The following is an 18,117-nucleotide window of genomic DNA, read 5'->3' on the forward strand; positions in this document are numbered from 1 at the left end:
AATAATTGAGATCCAGATATTCATCCGATAACAAAATTGACTACCATGAAAATTCTACTCACAGGCGCCAACGGTTACATCGGCACACGATTATTGCCGGTTTTATTAGAACAAGGCCATGAGATAGTATGCATGGTTCGCGATCCGCGTAGATTTGCCTTAGAGAGTGATTTTGGTAAAAAAGTACAAATCGTAACTGGCGATTTGCTTAACCCAGAGAGTTTAAAAAACACCCCAAATGATATTGATGCGGCCTATTATTTAGTGCACTCCATGTCGGGTCAGGGTGCTGATTTTGCCGATTTAGAATTGCAATCGGCACAAAATTTTGTAACACAAATTAAGCAAAGCGATTGCCAGCAAATTATTTATTTAACAGGTATTGCCAACGATGAACAATTATCTAAGCATTTAAGTTCTCGTTTGGCCGTAGAAGATGAGTTAAAAAATTCTGGTATTGCTTACACCATTTTAAGAGCAGCAATTATCATTGGTTCCGGCTCAGCATCATTCGAAATAATTAGAGATTTGGCAGAAAAACTACCCGTAATGGTAGCGCCAAAATGGGTAAACACCAAATGCCAACCGATTGCGATTAGAGATGTTTTAGAATATTTGTGTGGTGTGTTAGGGAATGAAAAGGCTTACAATGAAGTATTCGATATTGGCGGACCAGACATTTTAACTTACAAACAAATGATTTTGCAATATGCAGAATCAAGAGGCTTAAAACGATGGATTTTAACTGTTCCGGTTTTAACACCAAAACTGTCATCCCTTTGGTTAAATATGGTAACTGCCGTACCTTATTCTTTGGCTAGAAGTTTAGTAGATAGCATGAAAAATGAAGTGATTTGTAAAAATGACGACATTAAAAATGCAGTGCCGAAAACTTGTATCACCTATCGGGAAGCCCTAGAATTAGCCTTCGAAAAAATTGAACAAAACTCGATTGTAAGTAGCTGGAAAGATGCGTTGAACAGAGGTTACTTGGAAACTTCATTTATGGACCAAGTTAAAGTACCGCAAAACGGAACTGTAGAGTATAAAGTTAAAATGCCTTTTGAGCGCAAAGCGGAAGAGGTTTTTGAAAATATTTGGGGCATCGGCGGCAGCAGAGGTTGGTATTATTTAGATTGGCTATGGAGTTTACGTGGCTTTTTAGACAAACTATTTGGCGGTGTTGGTACAAGAAGGGGCAGAACCAGCAATACCAGTTTGCAAGCTGGTGATGTGTTAGATTTTTGGCGTGTTTTACTAGCGGATAAAGATAATCATCGTTTATTGCTTTATGCCGAAATGAAAGTACCTGGCGAAGCTTGGTTAGAACTTAAAATTATTCAGTTTCATGGCAAATCTTACCTCTCACAAATTGCCACTTTTAGGCCGCATGGCTTATGGGGTAGGGTTTATTGGTATGCCATGTTTCCTTTTCATCTTTTTATTTTTGATGGCATGGCGAAACGAATTACAACTTATAAGCCAAAACCAATAGCTTAAGATTAAAGATTGGGGATTTGTAAACGCTATTCGCAATACACAAAACCCTAAACTTAAATCCCTAACTTTACTTCATGCAAAACCTCGATCAAGTTGAAGAATTAAAATCATCACCAGAATTAATTGCCAAATTATATGCCAATAGTATCATGAAACACTATAAGGCTGGCAGCATCATTTTGAATGAAAATTCACATATCAGGGCTATCCCTATTGTAACCAAAGGCAGCATGAAAGTAATTCGCACTGAGGAAGATGGCCGAGAGATTTTGTTGTACTACATTAAAGCTGGCGAAAGTTGTATCATGTCGTTTTTAGGCGGTATGCACAATGAAACCAGTAAAGTAAAAGCCGAAGTAGAAGAAGATGCTGAAATTTTATTTCTTCCAATAGATAAAGTTTCGCTTTTCATTAAAGAATATCCGCAGTGGCTGGATTATATTTTCCGCTTATACCACAAACGTTTCGAAGAGTTATTGGAGATCGTAAATGCCATCGCATTTAAAAAGGTAGATGAACGCTTGCTCAACTTGCTGCATAAAAAAGCCGAATTAACCGATAACAAAACAATTGCTATCACACATGAGCAATTGGCAAATGAACTTGGTACTGCTCGTGTAGTGGTATCTCGACTTTTAAAACAATTAGAAGATCAAGGAACTGTACAATTGGGCAGAAACAAAATTATCCTTGTGTAACTAAAGTAACTGTGGTTAACTAAGGTTTGGTATACTTTTGTATTATCAAACCACAAATAATGGAACTTACAGGTTATTTAGCTTCAATTCTCATTGGCATTTCACTCGGCTTAATTGGTGGAGGTGGTAGTATTCTAACAGTACCAGTACTTGTTTATTTATTCGCCGTTGACACCGTTTTAGCTACAACTTATTCTCTTTTTGTGGTTGGCTCTACAAGTTTAATTGGCTCATTCTCCTATTTTAAGAAAGGATTAATCAATATTAAAACCGCATTATTTTTCGGAGTTCCATCTATCATTGCAGTATTTTTAACAAGGCAATATATCTTACCGGCCATTCCAGAACACGTAATGAATATTGGTAATTTTGAACTAAGTAGATCCATTTTGCTGATGGTGTTTTTTGCAATACTAATGGTTTTTGCTTCTTACAGTATGATTAAAAAAGACTGCAAGGAGCAATCTTCAAACGAGCCAAATAAACCTAATTTTTACATAATTTTACAAGGGTTAATGGTTGGTATAGTAACAGGCTTAATTGGCGCTGGCGGTGGTTTTTTAATTATTCCAGCCTTGGTAAATCTGCTAAAATTACCCATAAAAACTGCTATCGGAACATCATTAATAATTATTGCAGTGAACTCATTAATGGGTTTTAGTTTTTCATTGGGTCATTATCCAATCGAATGGAAATTTCTACTTACTGTAACGCTTATTGCAATTGTTGGCATTTTTATTGGCACTTATTTATCAACCAAAATAGAGGGTAAAAAATTAAAGCCAGCATTTGGTTGGTTTGTATTAATAATGGGTGTTTATATCCTGATTAAGGAAACTTTATTAAAATAATTTAGGTTGTGTAACCAAAGTAACTGTACAACAACATTATTGGTCGCAACTTTGTATCATCAATTTAAAAATCAAAATTTATGTTTTTTCAACATGTATACGATAAAAGTTTAGCTCAAGCGAGCTATTTAATCGGTTGCCAAGCCAAAGGCGAAGCCATTGTAATTGATGCACAACGTGATATAGATGTGTATGTGAAAATTGCAGCGCAAAACAATCTTAAAATTACCCACATTGCCGAAACACATATCCATGCCGATTTTTTAACAGGTTCTAGAGAGTTAGCAGCGGTAACAGGTGCAAAACTTTATTTATCAGACGAAGGCGGGGCAGATTGGCAATACCAATTTGATCACGTTGGTTTAAAACATGGCGATGTAATTAAAGTTGGAAATTTGACTTTGGAAGTTTTACATACACCCGGACATACGCCAGAAAGTATCAGCTTTTTATTAACCGATCATCCGGCAACGAGCGAACCCGTAATGATTTTTACCGGAGATTTTGTTTTTGTTGGAGATATTGGCAGACCAGATTTATTAGAAAAAGCAGCAGGCTTAGTAGGCACACAAGAAAAAGGTGCCAAACAAATGTACCAGTCGGTACAACGATTTGCCAAGTTGGCTGCGTTTATTCAAGTTTGGCCGGGTCATGGTGCGGGTTCTGCTTGCGGTAAAGCTTTGGGTGCGGTGCCAAGCTCAACCGTAGGTTACGAGAAAATTAGAAATTGGGCTTTTAAATACGAAAACGATGAAAATGGCTTTGTAGATTACTTATTGACCGGGCAACCAGAGCCGCCAAAATACTTCGCAATGATGAAACACCTAAACAAAGTTGACAGACCTTTATTGACAGCAGTACCGCAGCATCAGAAACTAAGCAAATCACAATTCATACAAGCGCAAAGCGATGGCATTAAAGTAATTGATACCCGCAACAAAGCCGATTTTGCCAAAGGTTTTATTCCTAGCAGTATTAACATACAACACAATAATAGTTTAGCTACTTGGGCAGGATGGATTTTAAACTACCAAGAGCAATTTATGTTGGTAGCAACGGCCGATGAAATGGAAGAAATTACCAGAAAACTAATGCGTATTGGTTTAGACAACATTTACGGTTTCATCAACAATGTTGATGATTTAGATATTGAGCTACAAACAGCAGATGTGATTGATTTAGAAAAATTTAAAACATACTTAGGCAAAGAAAATGTACAAATTATAGATGTGCGTAATTTAACTGAATACCAAGATGGCCATATTGAAGGTGCAGAACATATTTTTGTAGGTACTTTGCAAGATAACTTAGATAAAATTAGTAATGATAAGCAGGTGGTAATTCATTGTCAAGGTGGAGACCGTGCAGCAATAGCTTTTTCAATTTTAAGGAGAAATGGTTTTGATGAGGTAAAAAATTATTCGGGTGGGATGAAAGAATGGGTAGATAATGGAGGTAAAACGGTATAATTATGGAATTGGGCTAGAAAATAGTAGGTTAAAATTTACCTAATTTGCTCTATGCCGCAAGGCATCAAACTTTTGAAGCATCAAAAGTATGCAAAAATGCTTTTCAATCCCTCTATGTGCCTTTTCACAGGCTTTCGCTCATCAAAAAACAGCGGCACTTCGTTTTGCTCGTTTGTGGCAAATGAAAGTGTTTGCTAACTCGATTACAAAACCACTGCGTTTAAGGTTTGGCAGTGCTATTCATTCTATTGTGCTCCTGTTTTTTTGATTTGGCAGGCACTGGGGATTGATGGTCGAACGTGGCAGAAAGTTGTGGTTTCATCAAAGGAACTCCAAAGACGATTAAATTATTAATAAGTAAAACAGTATAATTATGGGACTTTTTTCATCGTTGTTTGGAACTGCAGACAATACAAAATTGATAACAGTAATTAAAGAAGGTGCATTTTTGGTTGATGTACGTAGCTCATCAGAGTTTGCATCAGGCAGTGTAAAAGCTGCGGTAAACATCCCTTTGGATAATTTACAACAACAAATAACCAAATTTAAAGGCAAACAAAATATTGTGGTATTTTGCAGAAGTGGAAACCGAAGTAGCATGGCCAAAAACATTTTAACACAAAGTGGATTTAAAAATGTAACAGATGGTGGCACTTGGAAAAATGTAAAGAAGATTTTAGCAGACAATTCATAATGCAACAATCAAATCAACTCGATCAATCTTTTTGGAATAAACGTTGGGAGAACAACCAAACAGGTTGGGATATCAGGCAAGCATCACCAGCTATTATCGCCTATATGGCGCAATATGTTAATAAAGATGCTGCTATTTTAATACCCGGTTGTGGTAATGCGCATGAAGCAAAGTGGTTATTAGAAAATGATTTTACCAATATCACACTAATTGATATCGCCCCAAGAGCTGTAGCAAAACTGAAGGAAAAATACGAGAAAAATCAAGCCGTAAAAGTAATACTAGGCGATTTTTTTGAGCATCAAGGACATTACGATTTGATAATTGAACAAACCTTTTTTTGTGCGATTGACCCTAAATTGCGCCAAAATTATGTAGCACAATCATCGTCATTGCTTAAACCTAACGGAAAAATTATTGGTGTGCTATTTAGCGTTACTTTTGAGAAAGCTGGCCCGCCGTTTGGAGGAAATACCTCCGAATATCAGCAGCTTTTCGAAAATCATTTTATTATCAAAAAATTAGAAAATTGTTACAACAGTATTAAACCTAGAGCAAACACAGAAGTTTTTATCAACTTTGTTAAAAAATAAATAGCATGACATTTCAAGAAATTATTAATCAAGATAAACCCGTTTTAATAGACTTTTTTGCCGAATGGTGTGGGCCATGCAAAATGATGGCGCCTATGCTAGATGATTTAAAAAAGAGGGTGGGGGATAAAGCGAGCATCATTAAAATAGATGTAGATAAAAACCAAAAAGCTGCGGCTGCATATCGAGTAAGCGGTGTACCAACACTTATTTTGTTCAAAAAAGGCGAAATCAGATGGCGCCAATCTGGTGTAATTCCAGTTTCTGATTTAGAAAGATTAATTAACGAAAACGTATAATTTTATGTATAAAACGATATTCAGTTTCATTGCAGCTGTCATTTTAACTAGCTGTAGCAATGCCCAAACCACCTCTACACCAACTCGTCTTTCGGCTACGGCATTTGCCGAACAGCTAAAGAAAGACAATACCATTCAGCTGCTCGACGTGCGTACATCAGGCGAATTTAAAAATGGGCATATACAAAACGCTATTAATGCAAGCGTTAACGATAAACATTTTGAAGAAGAAGTTTCGGCACTCAATAAAACAAAACCTGTTTTTGTATACTGCCTAAGTGGCCCCAGAAGTAATGCCGCTGCAAAACAATTACGTGCTGCAGGTTTTAAAAACGTTGTAGAATTACCTGGCGGGATGATGGAATGGCGAGCTAACAACCTACCCGAAACCAAAGACACGAGTGCTACAAACGCAAAAGGATTAAGTTTAGCACAATACGAAGCTTTGTTAAAATCAGACAAACTGGTATTGGTAGATTTTTATGCCGATTGGTGTGCACCATGTAAAGAAATGAAACCTTATCTGGATAAAATTTCAAAAGACATGGCAGATAAAGTGGTAATTGTTCGCATTGATGCAGATGCAAATACAGAACTCTGCAAAACCTTAAAAGTAAATGCACTTCCTGTGCTTAAACTCTACAAAAACGAAAAGATGATTTGGGATAACTTAGGGTTTGTTGATGAGGCAACAGTGCGTGAGAAGTTAAGGTAAAATTATTTTTTTGTTTACTCTTCCGTCATCCCGATCCACCGCGGCGGAGATCTTTGAACATGAATTAATGGCGTTGTAAATAAGTATTGCTATTGGAGGTAACAATAGTAAAGTCCAAGATCTCTCGGCTGCGCTCGAGATGACGAAATAGCTTCATTTTTACATCATTGATTTTTATGAAAATTACCTATCGCAGTCAAAATCAAAACTAATTTAAAATAATCTCCTTGTGTAACTAAAGTAACCATTCTTCAAATTATGATTTTGCACCTTTGTAACATACAAAAACACCTCACATCAATATGTTAGATTTTTTAAAGCAACCTTGGCCTTGGTACATTGCCGGCCCGCTAATTGGCTTAACCGTACCAGCGCTTTTAATATTAGGCAATAAATCCTTTGGCATTAGCTCGTCACTAAGACACATTTGTGCTGCTTGTTTGCCAGCAAACATTTCATTTTTTAAATACGATTGGAAAAAAGAGATTTGGAATTTAGTTTTTGTGTTGGGCATATTTTTAGGTGGTGCAATTGCAATGAATTTATTATCAAACCCCAACCCTATTGAGGTAAACCCGAAATTAGCTACAGAATTAGCTGGTTATGGTATTACCAATTACGGTAACTTAATACCACAAGACATCATGAATTGGCCTGCGCTATTAACGCTAAAAGGTTTCTTGTTAATGGTTTTTGGTGGGTTCTTAGTTGGTTTTGGTACTCGCTATGCCGGCGGTTGCACTAGTGGTCATGCCATTATGGGTTTATCAAATTTACAATGGCCTTCATTAGTAGCTACCGTTTGTTTTATGATTGGCGGTTTTATCATGGCCAATTTAATTTTACCTCATATTTTAACACTTTAATCAGATGAAAAATCAAGAAAATACAGATTTTGAAGTACGTTCTTTGGATGCCATGTGCGTTAATGAAAGTAATTTAGAGCATAAATGGTATCACAACATTAAATACCTTATTATAGGTGTGCTATTCGGTATTGTTTTCGTAAAGTCGGAAGTAGTAAGCTGGTTTCGTATACAAGAAATGTTCCGTTTGCAATCATTTCACATGTACGGTATTATTGGTAGCGCTATTGTAGTTGGGATGATTTCTATATGGTTAATCAAAAAATTCAACATTAAAACCATTTATGGCGAAACAATCGAATTTCATGACAAAACTTTTAACAAAGGTCAGATTTATGGCGGCTTGATATTTGGTTTAGGTTGGGCGATAACAGGTGCTTGTCCGGGACCACTTTTTGCCCAAATTGGTACTGGAGCAACTGTAATTGTGGTTACGCTTTTAAGTGCAATAGCAGGCACTTGGGTATATGGTTTACTCAGGGATAAACTACCGCACTAAAATAAGCTTACTAATGATCTTCATCAGCCATTTTTACTTTAATTTTATTTGCCAAATCTTCTTTAAAGTGATTGTCTAAGCTGCCAATTTGACTTGCCTCTTTAACGAGATGTTTTTTTACCATTTGATTGATAAAACTGCTTTGTTGCTGATATAACTTACAAACAGAGCAAGCTGCCAAATGAATTTTAAGTTCAACTTGTTCTCTTACAGAAATCGTCGTTAAATTCTTCTTCTCAATTAAAAAAGTTGCCTTGCGGCAATTGTATAAAATATCCTTCATAAAAGTTATAGCCAATTTTTTTGTAAACAAGCTCTCAGGTTAAGTTTTGAGCGATGAATAATTACCCAAAAGTTAGCAGAAGAAATTTTCATTTCTTGTAATATGTAATCTGTTTCTTCTTCGTCTATATGTTTTAAGGTAAAAACCGCCGACCATAATGCTGGCATTTTTTTGATACATTTTTTTAAAATCAAAGCAAATTCCTTTTCCTGTAGCTCATTCGAAACAGAACTAAATTCAGTTGGCCTATTTTCTCTGTTCCAATGCCCATTACCCTTTTCAAAAAACTCATCTTCAGTACTTTCGTTTGTTATAGATTTAGAACGCATTCTACTTGCATTGCGGTAATGATCTATTATTTTATGCTTTAAAATAGCCACCAGCCAAGTTCGTTCACTACTCTCGCCTTTAAAATTCGATATGCCTTTTAAGGCAGAAAAAAATGTTTCCTGCAATAAATCTTTAGCTATTTCATCATCATTTACACGTACAACGGCATATTTATAAAGAAAGTCGGCATAATTATTTACCCATTCGGCAGGTGCCAAAATTATATTTTCAGTTTCTTTTACTACCTGATTTTGATTTACCGACATGCAAAAATTGATTTCCTAAATATAATTTTTTATTGGCTTAGTCGTCAACCACAAAACTTCCTTACAAAATTTATAAAATCTGCTTAGTTAGATGAAGAAACTCAACTTTAGCCCAATGTCATTAAATTAAGCGTTGGCGGGGACGCCAACACTAGCGATTCCAACGTTGGCGTCCCCGCCAACGTGTTTAAAAATCTAAACTTTATTACTTTTAACTTTAGCCAGAAGGTTGCTGCCTCTAACAAAAAACAACAATCAAAATATCCACATCTAACTTATAAAGCTTCTTTTTTCGAAAAATTTAAAATTAAATGTAAGGTTCATCAAGCATACCCGACCAAATGCCAAAAACCTTATCAACATGAAAAATCAGCTTTTATTAATCGTAATGCTGTTTGCATTTACAGCATGTAAAAAAGAGAACACGCCTAAAACTGCATTAAATGAAAAGGTAGATTTAACCATGGCCACGCAAAATGCCGTAGGTACTTTTGCCAATGGCCCCTATGGAAGCGTAAGTGGCAACGCTAAAATTTATACCGTTGGCACCGGAAACCAATTGGCTTTAGAAAACTTTTCATCCAGTAATGGTCCCGATTTAAAAGTTTATTTGAGTAAGGAAAAAGAACCTCAAAATTTTATTAATCTAGGCGATTTAAAAGCTGTTGGAGGTAACCAAATCTATCAAATCCCGGCAGGCATTAATGCCACAGAATATAAATATGCGCTTATTTATTGCAAGCGCTTTAGTCACCTTTTCGGATTTGCACAACTTAATTAAAATCATAATATGAAAACAATAATCGCAATTACTATGCTGTTATTTTCGGTAAATAGCGCATTTGCACAAACAGCAAAAAGAGTTAAGCACTTTAACGTAGAAAAAAGCACTTTAGCTATTGATGGCTACGACCCCGTAAGTTATTTTACTTCTAACAAAGCTGTAAAAGGTAAATCGAATATTGTTGCAGTTTACGATGGTATTACTTACCGATTTGCATCTGAACAAAACCGAGCGGCATTTAAAGCAAATCCTGCAAAATATGAACCTCAATTTGGGGGTTGGTGCGCTTATGCCATGGGCGATAACGGAGAAAAAGTAAGCATCAATCCAGAGACTTTTAAAATTGTAAATGGTAAGCTTTACCTGTTTTACAACAAGTTTTTTAATAACACTTTAAAAGATTGGAATGAAAACGAAAACGAGCTGAAACAAAAAGCAGAAAAAAACTGGACAAAATTTAATTAGACAAATTCATGAAAAAACTCATTATCCTTTTAGCAGTACTATTAACTGTGTTTTTTACCGCCAACGCTCAAAAATCTGAAATTTTTGTGAGCGGAGGCAAGGCTATTAAGGGTTACGATCCAGTTGCTTTTTTTAAAGATGCTAAACCGATTAAAGGAAACGATAGTTTATCTTTCAACTACAAAAATGCGACTTGGATGTTTGCTAACGCTCAAAATTTAGCTGCCTTTAAAAACAATCCAGAAATGTATGAACCTCAATATGGCGGTTATTGTGCTTATGGCACTGCCAATGGTTATAAAGCGCCCACACAAACAGATACTTGGACAATTGTAGATGGCAAGCTTTACTTTAATTACAACCAAAATGTTAAAGAAGCATGGAGCAAACAACAAGCCACTTTAATAGAAAAAGCGAATACCAACTGGCCATTAATTAAAGATAAACCTTAAAAGCAACATCATGAAAAGTAAAAACATCATCATTTGGATATTGAGGTTAACGGCTGCGATTATTCTTTTGCAAACACTTTTTTTTAAGTTTACTGCAGCACCAGTTTCAGTATTTATTTTTAGCCAATTAAATATGGAGCCTTGGGGCAGAATTGGAACTGGCATTGCAGAATTAATTGCCGCAATCCTCATTCTCTACCCAAAAACAACTGTTTATGGAGCAGCACTAGGCATTTCCTTAATGGCTGGTGCAATCTTTTTTCACCTTACAAAATTAGGTATCGAGGTAGAAAATGATTCGGGTAAACTTTTTGCATTAGCTATTGTTGTGTTTTTGAGCTGCTCTATATTATTTTTAGCAAACTATAAGCGCTTAGTAAGCAAACCATCAAACCAAGCATCATGATTACTCAACTCAACCAATCTATAGCAGGTTTGCTAATACAAATTGAAGATACCATTATTCAATTAGCTGATGATCAGTTTTGTGCATCAATACCATTGCTTGGCGGCTCGAGTATTGGAGAACATGTGCGACATATTTTAGAGTTTTATGTGGAGCTAATTAATGGCTACGATAGCGGTATGGTAAACTACGATCAAAGAACTAGAGACCATCAACTGCAAACCATTAGATCCGCTGCCGTTTTTAAAATCAAGCAAATCAGCAATCAACTTATTCTTACTGATAAAGCATTGCTCATTACCTCAACCGATGATCATTCAAAAGAACAAGTAATGAGCACTTATGCAAGAGAGTTGATGTACAACTTAGACCATACTATACACCACATGGCATTAATTAGAGTGGCCGTGTGTCTTACTACAAGCATTTCACTTGCTCCTCATTTTGGCGTGGCAGCGGCTACTATCAATTACAGAAAAGCATGTGCACAGTAAGTTTTCTCCCCACACCTAACGGGATCATCATTACTTCCAATAGGGATGAGGATAGAAATCGCAATGCGATACCACCAGTTTTAGAAAAATTTGATGATTTAGCAATAGCTTACCCAAAAGACCCACAAAGTGGCGGCACATGGATTGCCATAACCAACAAAGGCACAGTTGGTGTACTACTAAATGGAGCCTTCGAAAATCATGTTAAAAAAACTCAATATGCTTACAGTAGAGGATTGATTTTACTGAAAATTTTAAAAGAAAATGATCCAGAAAAAGCTTTTGATGAATTGGACTTAAATAATATAGAAAATTTTACTCTTGTGCTTTATGCAGCTAAAAATCTAATCTCTTACGTGTGGGATGGAGAAACTAAACATAAAGAAATTAAAGATCCCAAATCTTCACATATCTGGTCATCAGCTACGCTATACCCAAAAAACATAAGACTAGAAAGAGAAAAATGGTTTAGCCATTGGCTCGCAACTAGCAAAAATTTTCGGCATAGCGATGTGATTAATTTTCATAAAAATACTGGAAAAGATGATGTTGCAAATGGCTTGGTAATGAAAAGGGACAATCATCTCCAAACAGTTAGCATCACTTCGGTTCAAATTAGTGCAACAGCAATAAGTATGAGGCATGAGAATTTAATAAACGAAGACATATCAGTGATTAAAATGCCACTTAAAGCCGATCATGCTGAACGGAAATATTTAAAAAAATGGCAGATAAACCTAAAAATTGCAAGCATCAAATTACGCAATTGGGAGTATTGGCCTATGCATGTGGTTTATGCCCCAATGTACATTTATTGGTTTTACCTTAGCGCAAAGGCGAAGTCATTATTCTTTTTCAGTGCCGCAAATCCTTCCAGAAAAAATGCTGGTTTTGCTATGGAAAAAAAGAGCGATACTTATCAATTTCTCCGACAACAATATTACCCCAAAACTATTGTTTGCCAGCCAGATACTAAAGCCCCCGCTTTAAAAACAAATTTAGAAGATCAAGGTATTAATTTCCCTGTTATTGCTAAGCCAGAAATGGGAGAACGTGGCATGGGCGTAAAGTTACTACCAAATTTAATTTCGCTTATTGCCTATAGTAAGGCAAGTTTATCAGATTTTTTGGTACAACAATACATCGATTATCCAAATGAAGTTGGTATTTTTTATCATCGAATGCCAAACCAGAAAAAAGGTATTGTTACAGGAATAGTTGGCAAAGAATTTTTAAGTGTTATTGGCGATGGAAAATCTACTTTAGCAGACTTAATTTTAAAAAGTGAACGACATATTTTACAGTTCGAAAAGTTAAAATCAGCTAACGCGAATAATTTAAGCGAAATATTACCCTTACGTTTCGAAAAGATTTTAGTACCATTTGGTAACCATTGCAGAGGAGCAAAATTTGTAGATTTAAGCCATCAAATTGATGAGCAATTAACTGAGGTGATTGACAATTTATGTCAACAAATACCTGATTTTTATTTTGGCCGATTAGATATCAAATTTGCCAATTGGGAAAAATATAAAAAAGGCGAAAATTTTGTGGTAATTGAATTAAACGGTGCAGCTAGCGAACCTACACACATGTACGACCCTAAACATTCTATTTTTTTTGCTTGGAGGGAAATTAAAAAACATTGGGATATACTTTATAAAATCAGTAAATATAATGTCGTAAATAATTTAACTCCAATGCTGAGTACAAGTGAAGGTTTAAAAATGTTAAAAGCGCATCAACTGCATGTTAAAAGCTTAAAGGATCTTTAAAATTACTTCGAGAGAATTAAAAACTTATCGAACTTTCTGTTCAACAATTGTATGAGATACCAATCTGGCGATAATCACTGCTGGATACAAAATACCTATGGCAGAAAGTAGAACAGAAAGCATACGTGCCGCCATTCCATCAGGATAAATATCGCCATAGCCAACTGTAGTTAATGAAACTAAACTATAATACACATAGGTGGCATAATCAGTATCATTATTCTTCAGCACAATGTTTCCTGCAATTGATTTTCCGCTATGTATTTTTAAAATTTCGAAGGCAAAAGCGCCCATTAAAGCAAATAATAAATAAACATTTACGGCTCCAATTACTCGGTAGGCGTTGCGTTCGGCATTTCTAAATAACAATCTCACGTTAATAAAAATAAATAAACTCATATTTACCAAACCAACCAAACGTTCTAACAGATAAAACTGGTTTGGGGTATCATCAAATCTTATCAGCAATAAAATTAAATGGGCCATGAATAAGAAGGAGGAGACATAAATAATCCACTTATCCTCGCTAGAGAAAATACCGATAAAATAGAGGGCTAAAAATAGCACATTTAAGAAGAGTACATCAACTATTCCACCATCTACCAAAACTGGCATTAGAAATACCATAAATAATAGCATTACCAAAAGTGTGATAAAGCTGGTATCAGAATGCCAATAATCTTTTACCTTGTTAATAACACGTATCAATAGTAATTTATTTAGATGTGAGTGATTAAAGTTACTGATTTTAATGGCATTAACTGATGTGTAAAATATTTAATTCATTTACCTAAAACTCGAAAAGATTAAAATTTAGGAAGCTAATTTTGTATATTTCGAAAAATCTTTTTCCTATTGTTTTGATCTATAACCAAATGAAAAGAAGCGAATTTATCAAAAGCAGCCTACTTACCGCAGGCGCACTAACAACCGGAGCGGGCATTGGCAGCAGTTTTGGCGCCGAGAAATTACCTAACACATTAATTAACAAGCCATTTAATATGGATTATGCGCCTCACCAAGGCATGTTTGCAAATCATGCTGGTAAAAGCATGCTCGATCAAATTCAATTTATGTACGATAGCGGTTTTCGCTCTATAGAAGACAATGGATATTTAAACCGCAGCACTGAAGAACAAGAAAAAATTGGAAACTTACTAGGCAAGTTAGGTATGCGGATGGGTGTTTTTGTAGTTGATGGTGGTGATAATTGGAAGACATCCTTAACTACAGGTAAAAAAGAATTTAAAGACAAATTTGTAGAGACTTGCAAAAAATCTGTAGAGGCGGCTAAAAGATGTAATGCCAAATGGTTAACAGTTGTACCTGGCTTTTATGAACGTAATTTACCTTACGGAAATCAATTTGCCAACGTAATTGACGCCATGCGTGCTGGAGCTGAAATATTTGAACCACATGGTTTAATTATGGTTTTAGAAACCCTGAGTGATACACCAGAATTATTTCTACAAAAAACCAATGAAACGTATGCAGTTTGCAAAGCTGTTCAAAGCCCCTCTTGTAAAATATTGTACGATATTTACCACATGCAACGTACCGAAGGCGATTTAATTAAAACCATGGATCGTTGTTGGGATGAAATTGCATATATCCAAATTGGTGATAATCCGGGTAGAAAAGAACCTACAACTGGTGAAATTAACTACAAACACCTATTTAAACATCTTCACAAAAAAGGATACAGAGGTGTAATGGGCATGGAACATGGCAACTCTAAACCAGATAAAGCTGGCGAATTAGCAGTAATTTCTGCTTATAGAGAGGTTGATAATTTTCTTTAACAGTTTTATGTAGTTTTTGTCAGTCTGAGGGTAGTCGAAGACCTCATTAATGCGCTTCGACTACGCTCAGCGTGACACGCTATAAAATTAAATTGGATTAGATTTTAGTTAAAATTATTTATTAATACAGCCTCTAATTTGTTTAAAGCTTTAATTATTTAAAATAACCCTTGCTAAAACCGGAAAATGATCTGAAGGGAATTTTCCAAAATAGGTATCCGTTAAAATACCCCATTTATTTGCGCTAAACTGTTTGCTCATAAAAATGTGATCGATTACAGCTTCGCCTCTTGGCACTCTAAAACCATTTGATGAAGAATTGTTGGCATAAGGATATTTTACACTTTTGTGTACATCGCTAATCACCGAAGAATTTGCAAGCGTCTGGTACCATTCGCTGTTTCTTCCTCCATTAAAATCGCCTGTTAACAACACTGGAGAATTGCCAGCAATCTCACTGATTTTTTTCAACATTAACACACTGCTTTCTTTACGAGCAATTACGCCTTGATGATCGAAATGCACATTAAATACATAAAACTCCTTTTTGGTTATTAAATCTTTTAAAAACACCCAAGAGCAAATCCTGTTGCAACAAGTGGCATCCCAACCTTTACCTGGTACATTTGGTGTTTCCGACAACCAAAAATCGCCACTTTTGAGCAATTGAAAGCGATCTTTTTTGTAGTAGATAGCAGAATGTTCGCCACCATCTTTACCATCATCACGCCCTTTTCCATAAATAGCGTATTCTGGCAAGGCTGAAGAAATATCAGATAATTGATTTTTAAGTGCTTCCTGAACTCCTAAAACATCAAACTCGTGAAATCTGATGAGGTTTGAAACGATAGCCGATCTGTCTTTCCAAAGGTTACCACTATCTCTGGGATTATCGAAACGGATATTAAATGTACCAACAGTAATTTGCTGTGCTTTGCTATAAATTGCGTATAAACTTAGAAGGAATACAAGCAATGCTAATTTTATTTTCATGTTAATTTTAATTTATGTTAGCAACCAATTTTTGAGGATTCTTAATGATCATTTTAAACTTTGACAATCTAAAAAAAGATTGTCAAAGTAGAATTCACAATTTATTCCCAGCCTGGATTTTGTTTTAAATTTGGGTTTCGTTGTAAATCATTTAAAGGAATAGGATAATAATAATTACGTTCATTCCATTTTCTTGGGATTTCGTTCATCCAAGTTAATTCACCCGAAGTTCCATTTTTTAAGAGTTGAGAATTTACGGCATTTCCAATTCTAGCAGAAACATCTACATAAGTTAAATTTGCGCCTAAATTTGGCCTAGTTCCTTGATAAAATGCTACATCAAAAACGCCATCTTCATTTAAATCCATTGGTGTGTTTAAAGCCGGAACGTAAAACCCATTCCATTCTTTTTCCATCAATGCGCCAGCTTTCCATCTCAAAATATCTGCAAAGCGAAACCCTTCTAAACTTAATTCAATACCTCTATCTCTTCTAATTTCCATGATCGCTGCATCCGTTACTGACGGATAATAATTAGCTACCATATATGGATCTAAAGTAATTGGTTTTAGTGCTAAACCACCAGTAATACCTGCTCTAGAGCGCAAAGCTCCAACTGTTAAAGCCCAATCGGCATCGGTTAAAGTACCCAATTCTGCCTTTGCTTCTGCGTAATTAAGTAAAACCTCAGCATAGCGAAACAATACCGCATTATTGGTATTTAAAGCGCCTGCATCAAGAGCCATATCATCTAAGGTTAATTTTATTGGTTGATAACCTGTAAAAGTGTAAGAAAAAAGTGGCGGTGCGGCAACTTGCTGACCATTGCTTGTTCTTTTATAATCTCCTAAACGGATGGTTTGTTTTAATCTCAAATCTCTGTTCTTCACTTCATCTTTAAAAAGCATGGTAGTGTAAGCGGGGTCGTTAGTGTAAGGCGTTCCATCAAGTTTTAGATAAGTATTGATAAACATTCGGGTAAAACTTGCTTTGGCGCCATAAGTTCCACTAGTCCACCACCAATTTGCATCACTTAATACTCCTAAATTTACATCGGCTACAGCTGCCTGCAAAGTTTCATTGGCAAGCGGCGTATTGCTTGTAAAAACTTGTCGGTAAGACAAGCCTGCACCACCAGTAGTATTTAAAGAAAACCCACCCTTTTTTATAATTTCATCTGCAGCAGCGGCTGATTCTATTAACCATCTGTTCGCTGTACCCACCAAGTTTAAATTGGTATGGTATTTTCTAAAAGTTCCTTCAAATAAACATAATCTAGATTTATAAGCATAAGCAACCCATTTGGTAATGGTTGTACGACTTGGGTCATTTGTAGTTTTGATATTTGCACAGGCGTAATTGATATCTCCCAAAACAGAATCCATAACCAATTCTCTTTTATCTCTACCAGCATTAAGTGCCGGATCATCAATATTTAATGGTTTGCCAATCCATGGCACATCGCCAAAGCGTTTTACCTTTTCCATGTAAAAATAAGCCCTAAAATATCGGGCAATACCTAAGTAATTTTTACGCACATCTTCTGGTACTGCTGGGTCGTTACAGTTTTCGATAAAATAGTTGATATTTCTTAAATCGTTCCATGACCAACCTGAGCTATTGTTGGCAGCAAAGCCACCAACCCTAATAAAATCAGACACACTTCTAACCGCTAAATAATCAGTCACGGCGTCCTGACTAGTAGAGTTTCTTGGAAGAAAACCCATGTTATAAAACGAATTGGTGTATAATTTAAGGCCATTTTCTGAACCAAATACTGCTTTTTTAGAAGCTGTAGATTCTGGCTCTTGATCTAATTTTTTACAGGCTACAAAACCAATGCAGCTTAGTAAAATCCATATAATTTGTTTTTTCATTATAAT

Annotated in this window: 22 protein-coding genes; 17 read left to right on the forward strand and 5 right to left on the reverse strand. The window is 35.7% G+C overall.

Translation table 11 applies throughout. The features are described from left to right. The first annotated feature begins 45 nt into the window (after positions 1 to 45). The 10 genes from FA045_RS06985 to FA045_RS07030 all read left to right on the forward strand — a co-directional run bounded on the left by FA045_RS06985 (position 46) and on the right by FA045_RS07030 (position 8,184). A complete protein-coding gene (locus tag FA045_RS06985; RefSeq protein WP_136875882.1) occupies positions 46 to 1,500 on the forward strand; it encodes an SDR family oxidoreductase in 1,455 nt (484 codons plus the stop codon). 74 nt (positions 1,501 to 1,574) lie between these two features. Beyond that, positions 1,575 to 2,198, forward strand: coding sequence for a Crp/Fnr family transcriptional regulator (locus FA045_RS06990; RefSeq protein WP_136875884.1), 624 nt, complete (start codon positions 1,575 to 1,577; stop codon positions 2,196 to 2,198). 59 nt (positions 2,199 to 2,257) lie between these two features. After that, complete coding sequence (locus FA045_RS06995; RefSeq protein WP_136875886.1) at positions 2,258 to 3,049, forward strand: sulfite exporter TauE/SafE family protein; 792 nt, start codon at positions 2,258 to 2,260, stop codon at positions 3,047 to 3,049. Between the two features lie 80 nt (positions 3,050 to 3,129). Next, a complete protein-coding gene (locus FA045_RS07000; protein ID WP_136875889.1) occupies positions 3,130 to 4,518 on the forward strand; it encodes an MBL fold metallo-hydrolase in 1,389 nt (462 codons plus the stop codon). A 373-nt stretch (positions 4,519 to 4,891) separates the two neighbouring features. Next, positions 4,892 to 5,212: a rhodanese-like domain-containing protein gene (locus tag FA045_RS07005; RefSeq protein ID WP_136875891.1), complete on the forward strand. Its 321-nt coding sequence runs from the start codon at positions 4,892 to 4,894 to the stop codon at positions 5,210 to 5,212. Beyond that, positions 5,212 to 5,805, forward strand: coding sequence for a methyltransferase (locus tag FA045_RS07010; RefSeq protein WP_136875893.1), 594 nt, complete (start codon positions 5,212 to 5,214; stop codon positions 5,803 to 5,805). The genes FA045_RS07005 and FA045_RS07010 overlap by 1 nt, the downstream gene beginning before the upstream one ends. Before the next feature lie 5 nt (positions 5,806 to 5,810). Continuing rightward, positions 5,811 to 6,104: a thioredoxin gene (trxA, locus tag FA045_RS07015; RefSeq protein WP_136875895.1), complete on the forward strand. Its 294-nt coding sequence runs from the start codon at positions 5,811 to 5,813 to the stop codon at positions 6,102 to 6,104. A 4-nt stretch (positions 6,105 to 6,108) separates the two neighbouring features. Further along, a complete protein-coding gene (locus FA045_RS07020; RefSeq protein ID WP_136875897.1) occupies positions 6,109 to 6,819 on the forward strand; it encodes a thioredoxin domain-containing protein in 711 nt (236 codons plus the stop codon). Positions 6,820 to 7,121: 302 nt separating this feature from the next. Continuing rightward, positions 7,122 to 7,685 (forward strand): YeeE/YedE family protein, encoded by a 564-nt coding sequence (locus FA045_RS07025; protein ID WP_136875899.1) that lies wholly within the window; start codon positions 7,122 to 7,124, stop codon positions 7,683 to 7,685. A 4-nt stretch (positions 7,686 to 7,689) separates the two neighbouring features. After that, positions 7,690 to 8,184, forward strand: coding sequence for a DUF6691 family protein (locus FA045_RS07030; RefSeq protein WP_136875901.1), 495 nt, complete (start codon positions 7,690 to 7,692; stop codon positions 8,182 to 8,184). A 10-nt stretch (positions 8,185 to 8,194) separates the two neighbouring features. On the opposite strand, the gene FA045_RS07035 is transcribed toward FA045_RS07030, so the two are convergent. Together FA045_RS07035 and FA045_RS07040 are read right to left on the reverse strand one after the other, a co-directional pair. Continuing rightward, positions 8,195 to 8,467, reverse strand: a complete 273-nt coding sequence (locus FA045_RS07035) for a hypothetical protein (RefSeq protein ID WP_225871296.1) — start codon at positions 8,465 to 8,467, stop codon at positions 8,195 to 8,197. Positions 8,468 to 8,472: 5 nt separating this feature from the next. After that, positions 8,473 to 9,063: a sigma-70 family RNA polymerase sigma factor gene (locus FA045_RS07040; protein ID WP_136875903.1), complete on the reverse strand. Its 591-nt coding sequence runs from the start codon at positions 9,061 to 9,063 to the stop codon at positions 8,473 to 8,475. A 361-nt stretch (positions 9,064 to 9,424) separates the two neighbouring features. Between FA045_RS07040 and FA045_RS07045 the strand changes: the two genes are divergently transcribed. From FA045_RS07045 to FA045_RS07070, 6 genes are read left to right on the forward strand one after another with little or no spacing between them, the layout of a single operon-like run. Next, positions 9,425 to 9,844, forward strand: coding sequence for a DM13 domain-containing protein (locus tag FA045_RS07045; RefSeq protein WP_136875905.1), 420 nt, complete (start codon positions 9,425 to 9,427; stop codon positions 9,842 to 9,844). A gap of 9 nt (positions 9,845 to 9,853) precedes the next feature. After that, entirely contained in the window at positions 9,854 to 10,312 is a 459-nt protein-coding gene (locus FA045_RS07050) for a YHS domain-containing (seleno)protein (RefSeq protein ID WP_136875907.1), read from the forward strand. Positions 10,313 to 10,320: 8 nt separating this feature from the next. After that, the gene (locus FA045_RS07055) at positions 10,321 to 10,764 is read left to right on the forward strand and encodes a YHS domain-containing (seleno)protein (RefSeq protein ID WP_136875909.1); all 444 of its coding nucleotides are present in this window, start codon (positions 10,321 to 10,323) and stop codon (positions 10,762 to 10,764) included. 10 nt (positions 10,765 to 10,774) lie between these two features. Then, positions 10,775 to 11,170 carry a DoxX family protein gene (locus FA045_RS07060; protein ID WP_136875911.1) on the forward strand — a complete coding sequence of 132 codons (396 nt, stop codon included), beginning with the start codon at positions 10,775 to 10,777 and terminating at the stop codon, positions 11,168 to 11,170. Next, entirely contained in the window at positions 11,167 to 11,664 is a 498-nt protein-coding gene (locus FA045_RS07065) for a DinB family protein (protein WP_136875913.1), read from the forward strand. Before FA045_RS07060 ends, FA045_RS07065 begins: the two co-directional genes overlap by 4 nt. Further along, entirely contained in the window at positions 11,652 to 13,439 is a 1,788-nt protein-coding gene (locus FA045_RS07070; RefSeq protein WP_136875915.1) for an NRDE family protein, read from the forward strand. Before FA045_RS07065 ends, FA045_RS07070 begins: the two co-directional genes overlap by 13 nt. A 24-nt stretch (positions 13,440 to 13,463) precedes the next feature. Here FA045_RS07070 and FA045_RS07075 read toward each other — a convergent pair whose 3' ends face one another. Continuing rightward, entirely contained in the window at positions 13,464 to 14,147 is a 684-nt protein-coding gene (locus tag FA045_RS07075; RefSeq protein WP_205943111.1) for a potassium channel family protein, read from the reverse strand. Between the two features lie 167 nt (positions 14,148 to 14,314). Here FA045_RS07075 and FA045_RS07080 point away from each other — a divergent pair, with 167 nt between their 5' ends. Further along, positions 14,315 to 15,241 (forward strand): hydroxypyruvate isomerase family protein, encoded by a 927-nt coding sequence (locus FA045_RS07080; RefSeq protein ID WP_136875917.1) that lies wholly within the window; start codon positions 14,315 to 14,317, stop codon positions 15,239 to 15,241. A 150-nt stretch (positions 15,242 to 15,391) separates the two neighbouring features. Here FA045_RS07080 and FA045_RS07085 read toward each other — a convergent pair whose 3' ends face one another. Both FA045_RS07085 and FA045_RS07090 read right to left on the reverse strand, forming a co-directional pair. Continuing rightward, a complete protein-coding gene (locus FA045_RS07085; protein ID WP_136875919.1) occupies positions 15,392 to 16,234 on the reverse strand; it encodes an endonuclease/exonuclease/phosphatase family protein in 843 nt (280 codons plus the stop codon). Positions 16,235 to 16,335: 101 nt separating this feature from the next. Further along, on the reverse strand, positions 16,336 to 18,111 hold the full coding sequence (locus FA045_RS07090) for a RagB/SusD family nutrient uptake outer membrane protein (protein ID WP_136875921.1): 1,776 nt from the start codon (positions 18,109 to 18,111) through the stop codon (positions 16,336 to 16,338). Between the last annotated feature and the right edge of the window lie 6 nt (positions 18,112 to 18,117).

This window comes from Pedobacter cryotolerans (assembly GCF_005116475.1).
Lineage (GTDB): Bacteria > Bacteroidota > Bacteroidia > Sphingobacteriales > Sphingobacteriaceae > Pedobacter > Pedobacter cryotolerans.

Bases quoted from the DNA above. Each gene is read 5' to 3' on its own strand.
- FA045_RS06985 (WP_136875882.1), top strand. From the start codon at position 46: ATGAAAATTCTACTCACAGGCGCCAACGGTTACATCGGCACACGATTA.
- FA045_RS06990 (WP_136875884.1), top strand. From the start codon at position 1,575: ATGCAAAACCTCGATCAAGTTGAAGAATTAAAATCATCACCAGAATTA.
- FA045_RS06995 (WP_136875886.1), top strand. From the start codon at position 2,258: ATGGAACTTACAGGTTATTTAGCTTCAATTCTCATTGGCATTTCACTC.
- FA045_RS07000 (WP_136875889.1), top strand. From the start codon at position 3,130: ATGTTTTTTCAACATGTATACGATAAAAGTTTAGCTCAAGCGAGCTAT.
- FA045_RS07005 (WP_136875891.1), top strand. From the start codon at position 4,892: ATGGGACTTTTTTCATCGTTGTTTGGAACTGCAGACAATACAAAATTG.
- FA045_RS07010 (WP_136875893.1), top strand. From the start codon at position 5,212: ATGCAACAATCAAATCAACTCGATCAATCTTTTTGGAATAAACGTTGG.
- trxA (WP_136875895.1), top strand. From the start codon at position 5,811: ATGACATTTCAAGAAATTATTAATCAAGATAAACCCGTTTTAATAGAC.
- FA045_RS07020 (WP_136875897.1), top strand. From the start codon at position 6,109: ATGTATAAAACGATATTCAGTTTCATTGCAGCTGTCATTTTAACTAGC.
- FA045_RS07025 (WP_136875899.1), top strand. From the start codon at position 7,122: ATGTTAGATTTTTTAAAGCAACCTTGGCCTTGGTACATTGCCGGCCCG.
- FA045_RS07030 (WP_136875901.1), top strand. From the start codon at position 7,690: ATGAAAAATCAAGAAAATACAGATTTTGAAGTACGTTCTTTGGATGCC.
- FA045_RS07035 (WP_225871296.1), bottom strand. From the start codon at position 8,467: ATGAAGGATATTTTATACAATTGCCGCAAGGCAACTTTTTTAATTGAG.
- FA045_RS07040 (WP_136875903.1), bottom strand. From the start codon at position 9,063: ATGTCGGTAAATCAAAATCAGGTAGTAAAAGAAACTGAAAATATAATT.
- FA045_RS07045 (WP_136875905.1), top strand. From the start codon at position 9,425: ATGAAAAATCAGCTTTTATTAATCGTAATGCTGTTTGCATTTACAGCA.
- FA045_RS07050 (WP_136875907.1), top strand. From the start codon at position 9,854: ATGAAAACAATAATCGCAATTACTATGCTGTTATTTTCGGTAAATAGC.
- FA045_RS07055 (WP_136875909.1), top strand. From the start codon at position 10,321: ATGAAAAAACTCATTATCCTTTTAGCAGTACTATTAACTGTGTTTTTT.
- FA045_RS07060 (WP_136875911.1), top strand. From the start codon at position 10,775: ATGAAAAGTAAAAACATCATCATTTGGATATTGAGGTTAACGGCTGCG.
- FA045_RS07065 (WP_136875913.1), top strand. From the start codon at position 11,167: ATGATTACTCAACTCAACCAATCTATAGCAGGTTTGCTAATACAAATT.
- FA045_RS07070 (WP_136875915.1), top strand. From the start codon at position 11,652: ATGTGCACAGTAAGTTTTCTCCCCACACCTAACGGGATCATCATTACT.
- FA045_RS07080 (WP_136875917.1), top strand. From the start codon at position 14,315: ATGAAAAGAAGCGAATTTATCAAAAGCAGCCTACTTACCGCAGGCGCA.
- FA045_RS07085 (WP_136875919.1), bottom strand. From the start codon at position 16,234: ATGAAAATAAAATTAGCATTGCTTGTATTCCTTCTAAGTTTATACGCA.
- FA045_RS07090 (WP_136875921.1), bottom strand. From the start codon at position 18,111: ATGAAAAAACAAATTATATGGATTTTACTAAGCTGCATTGGTTTTGTA.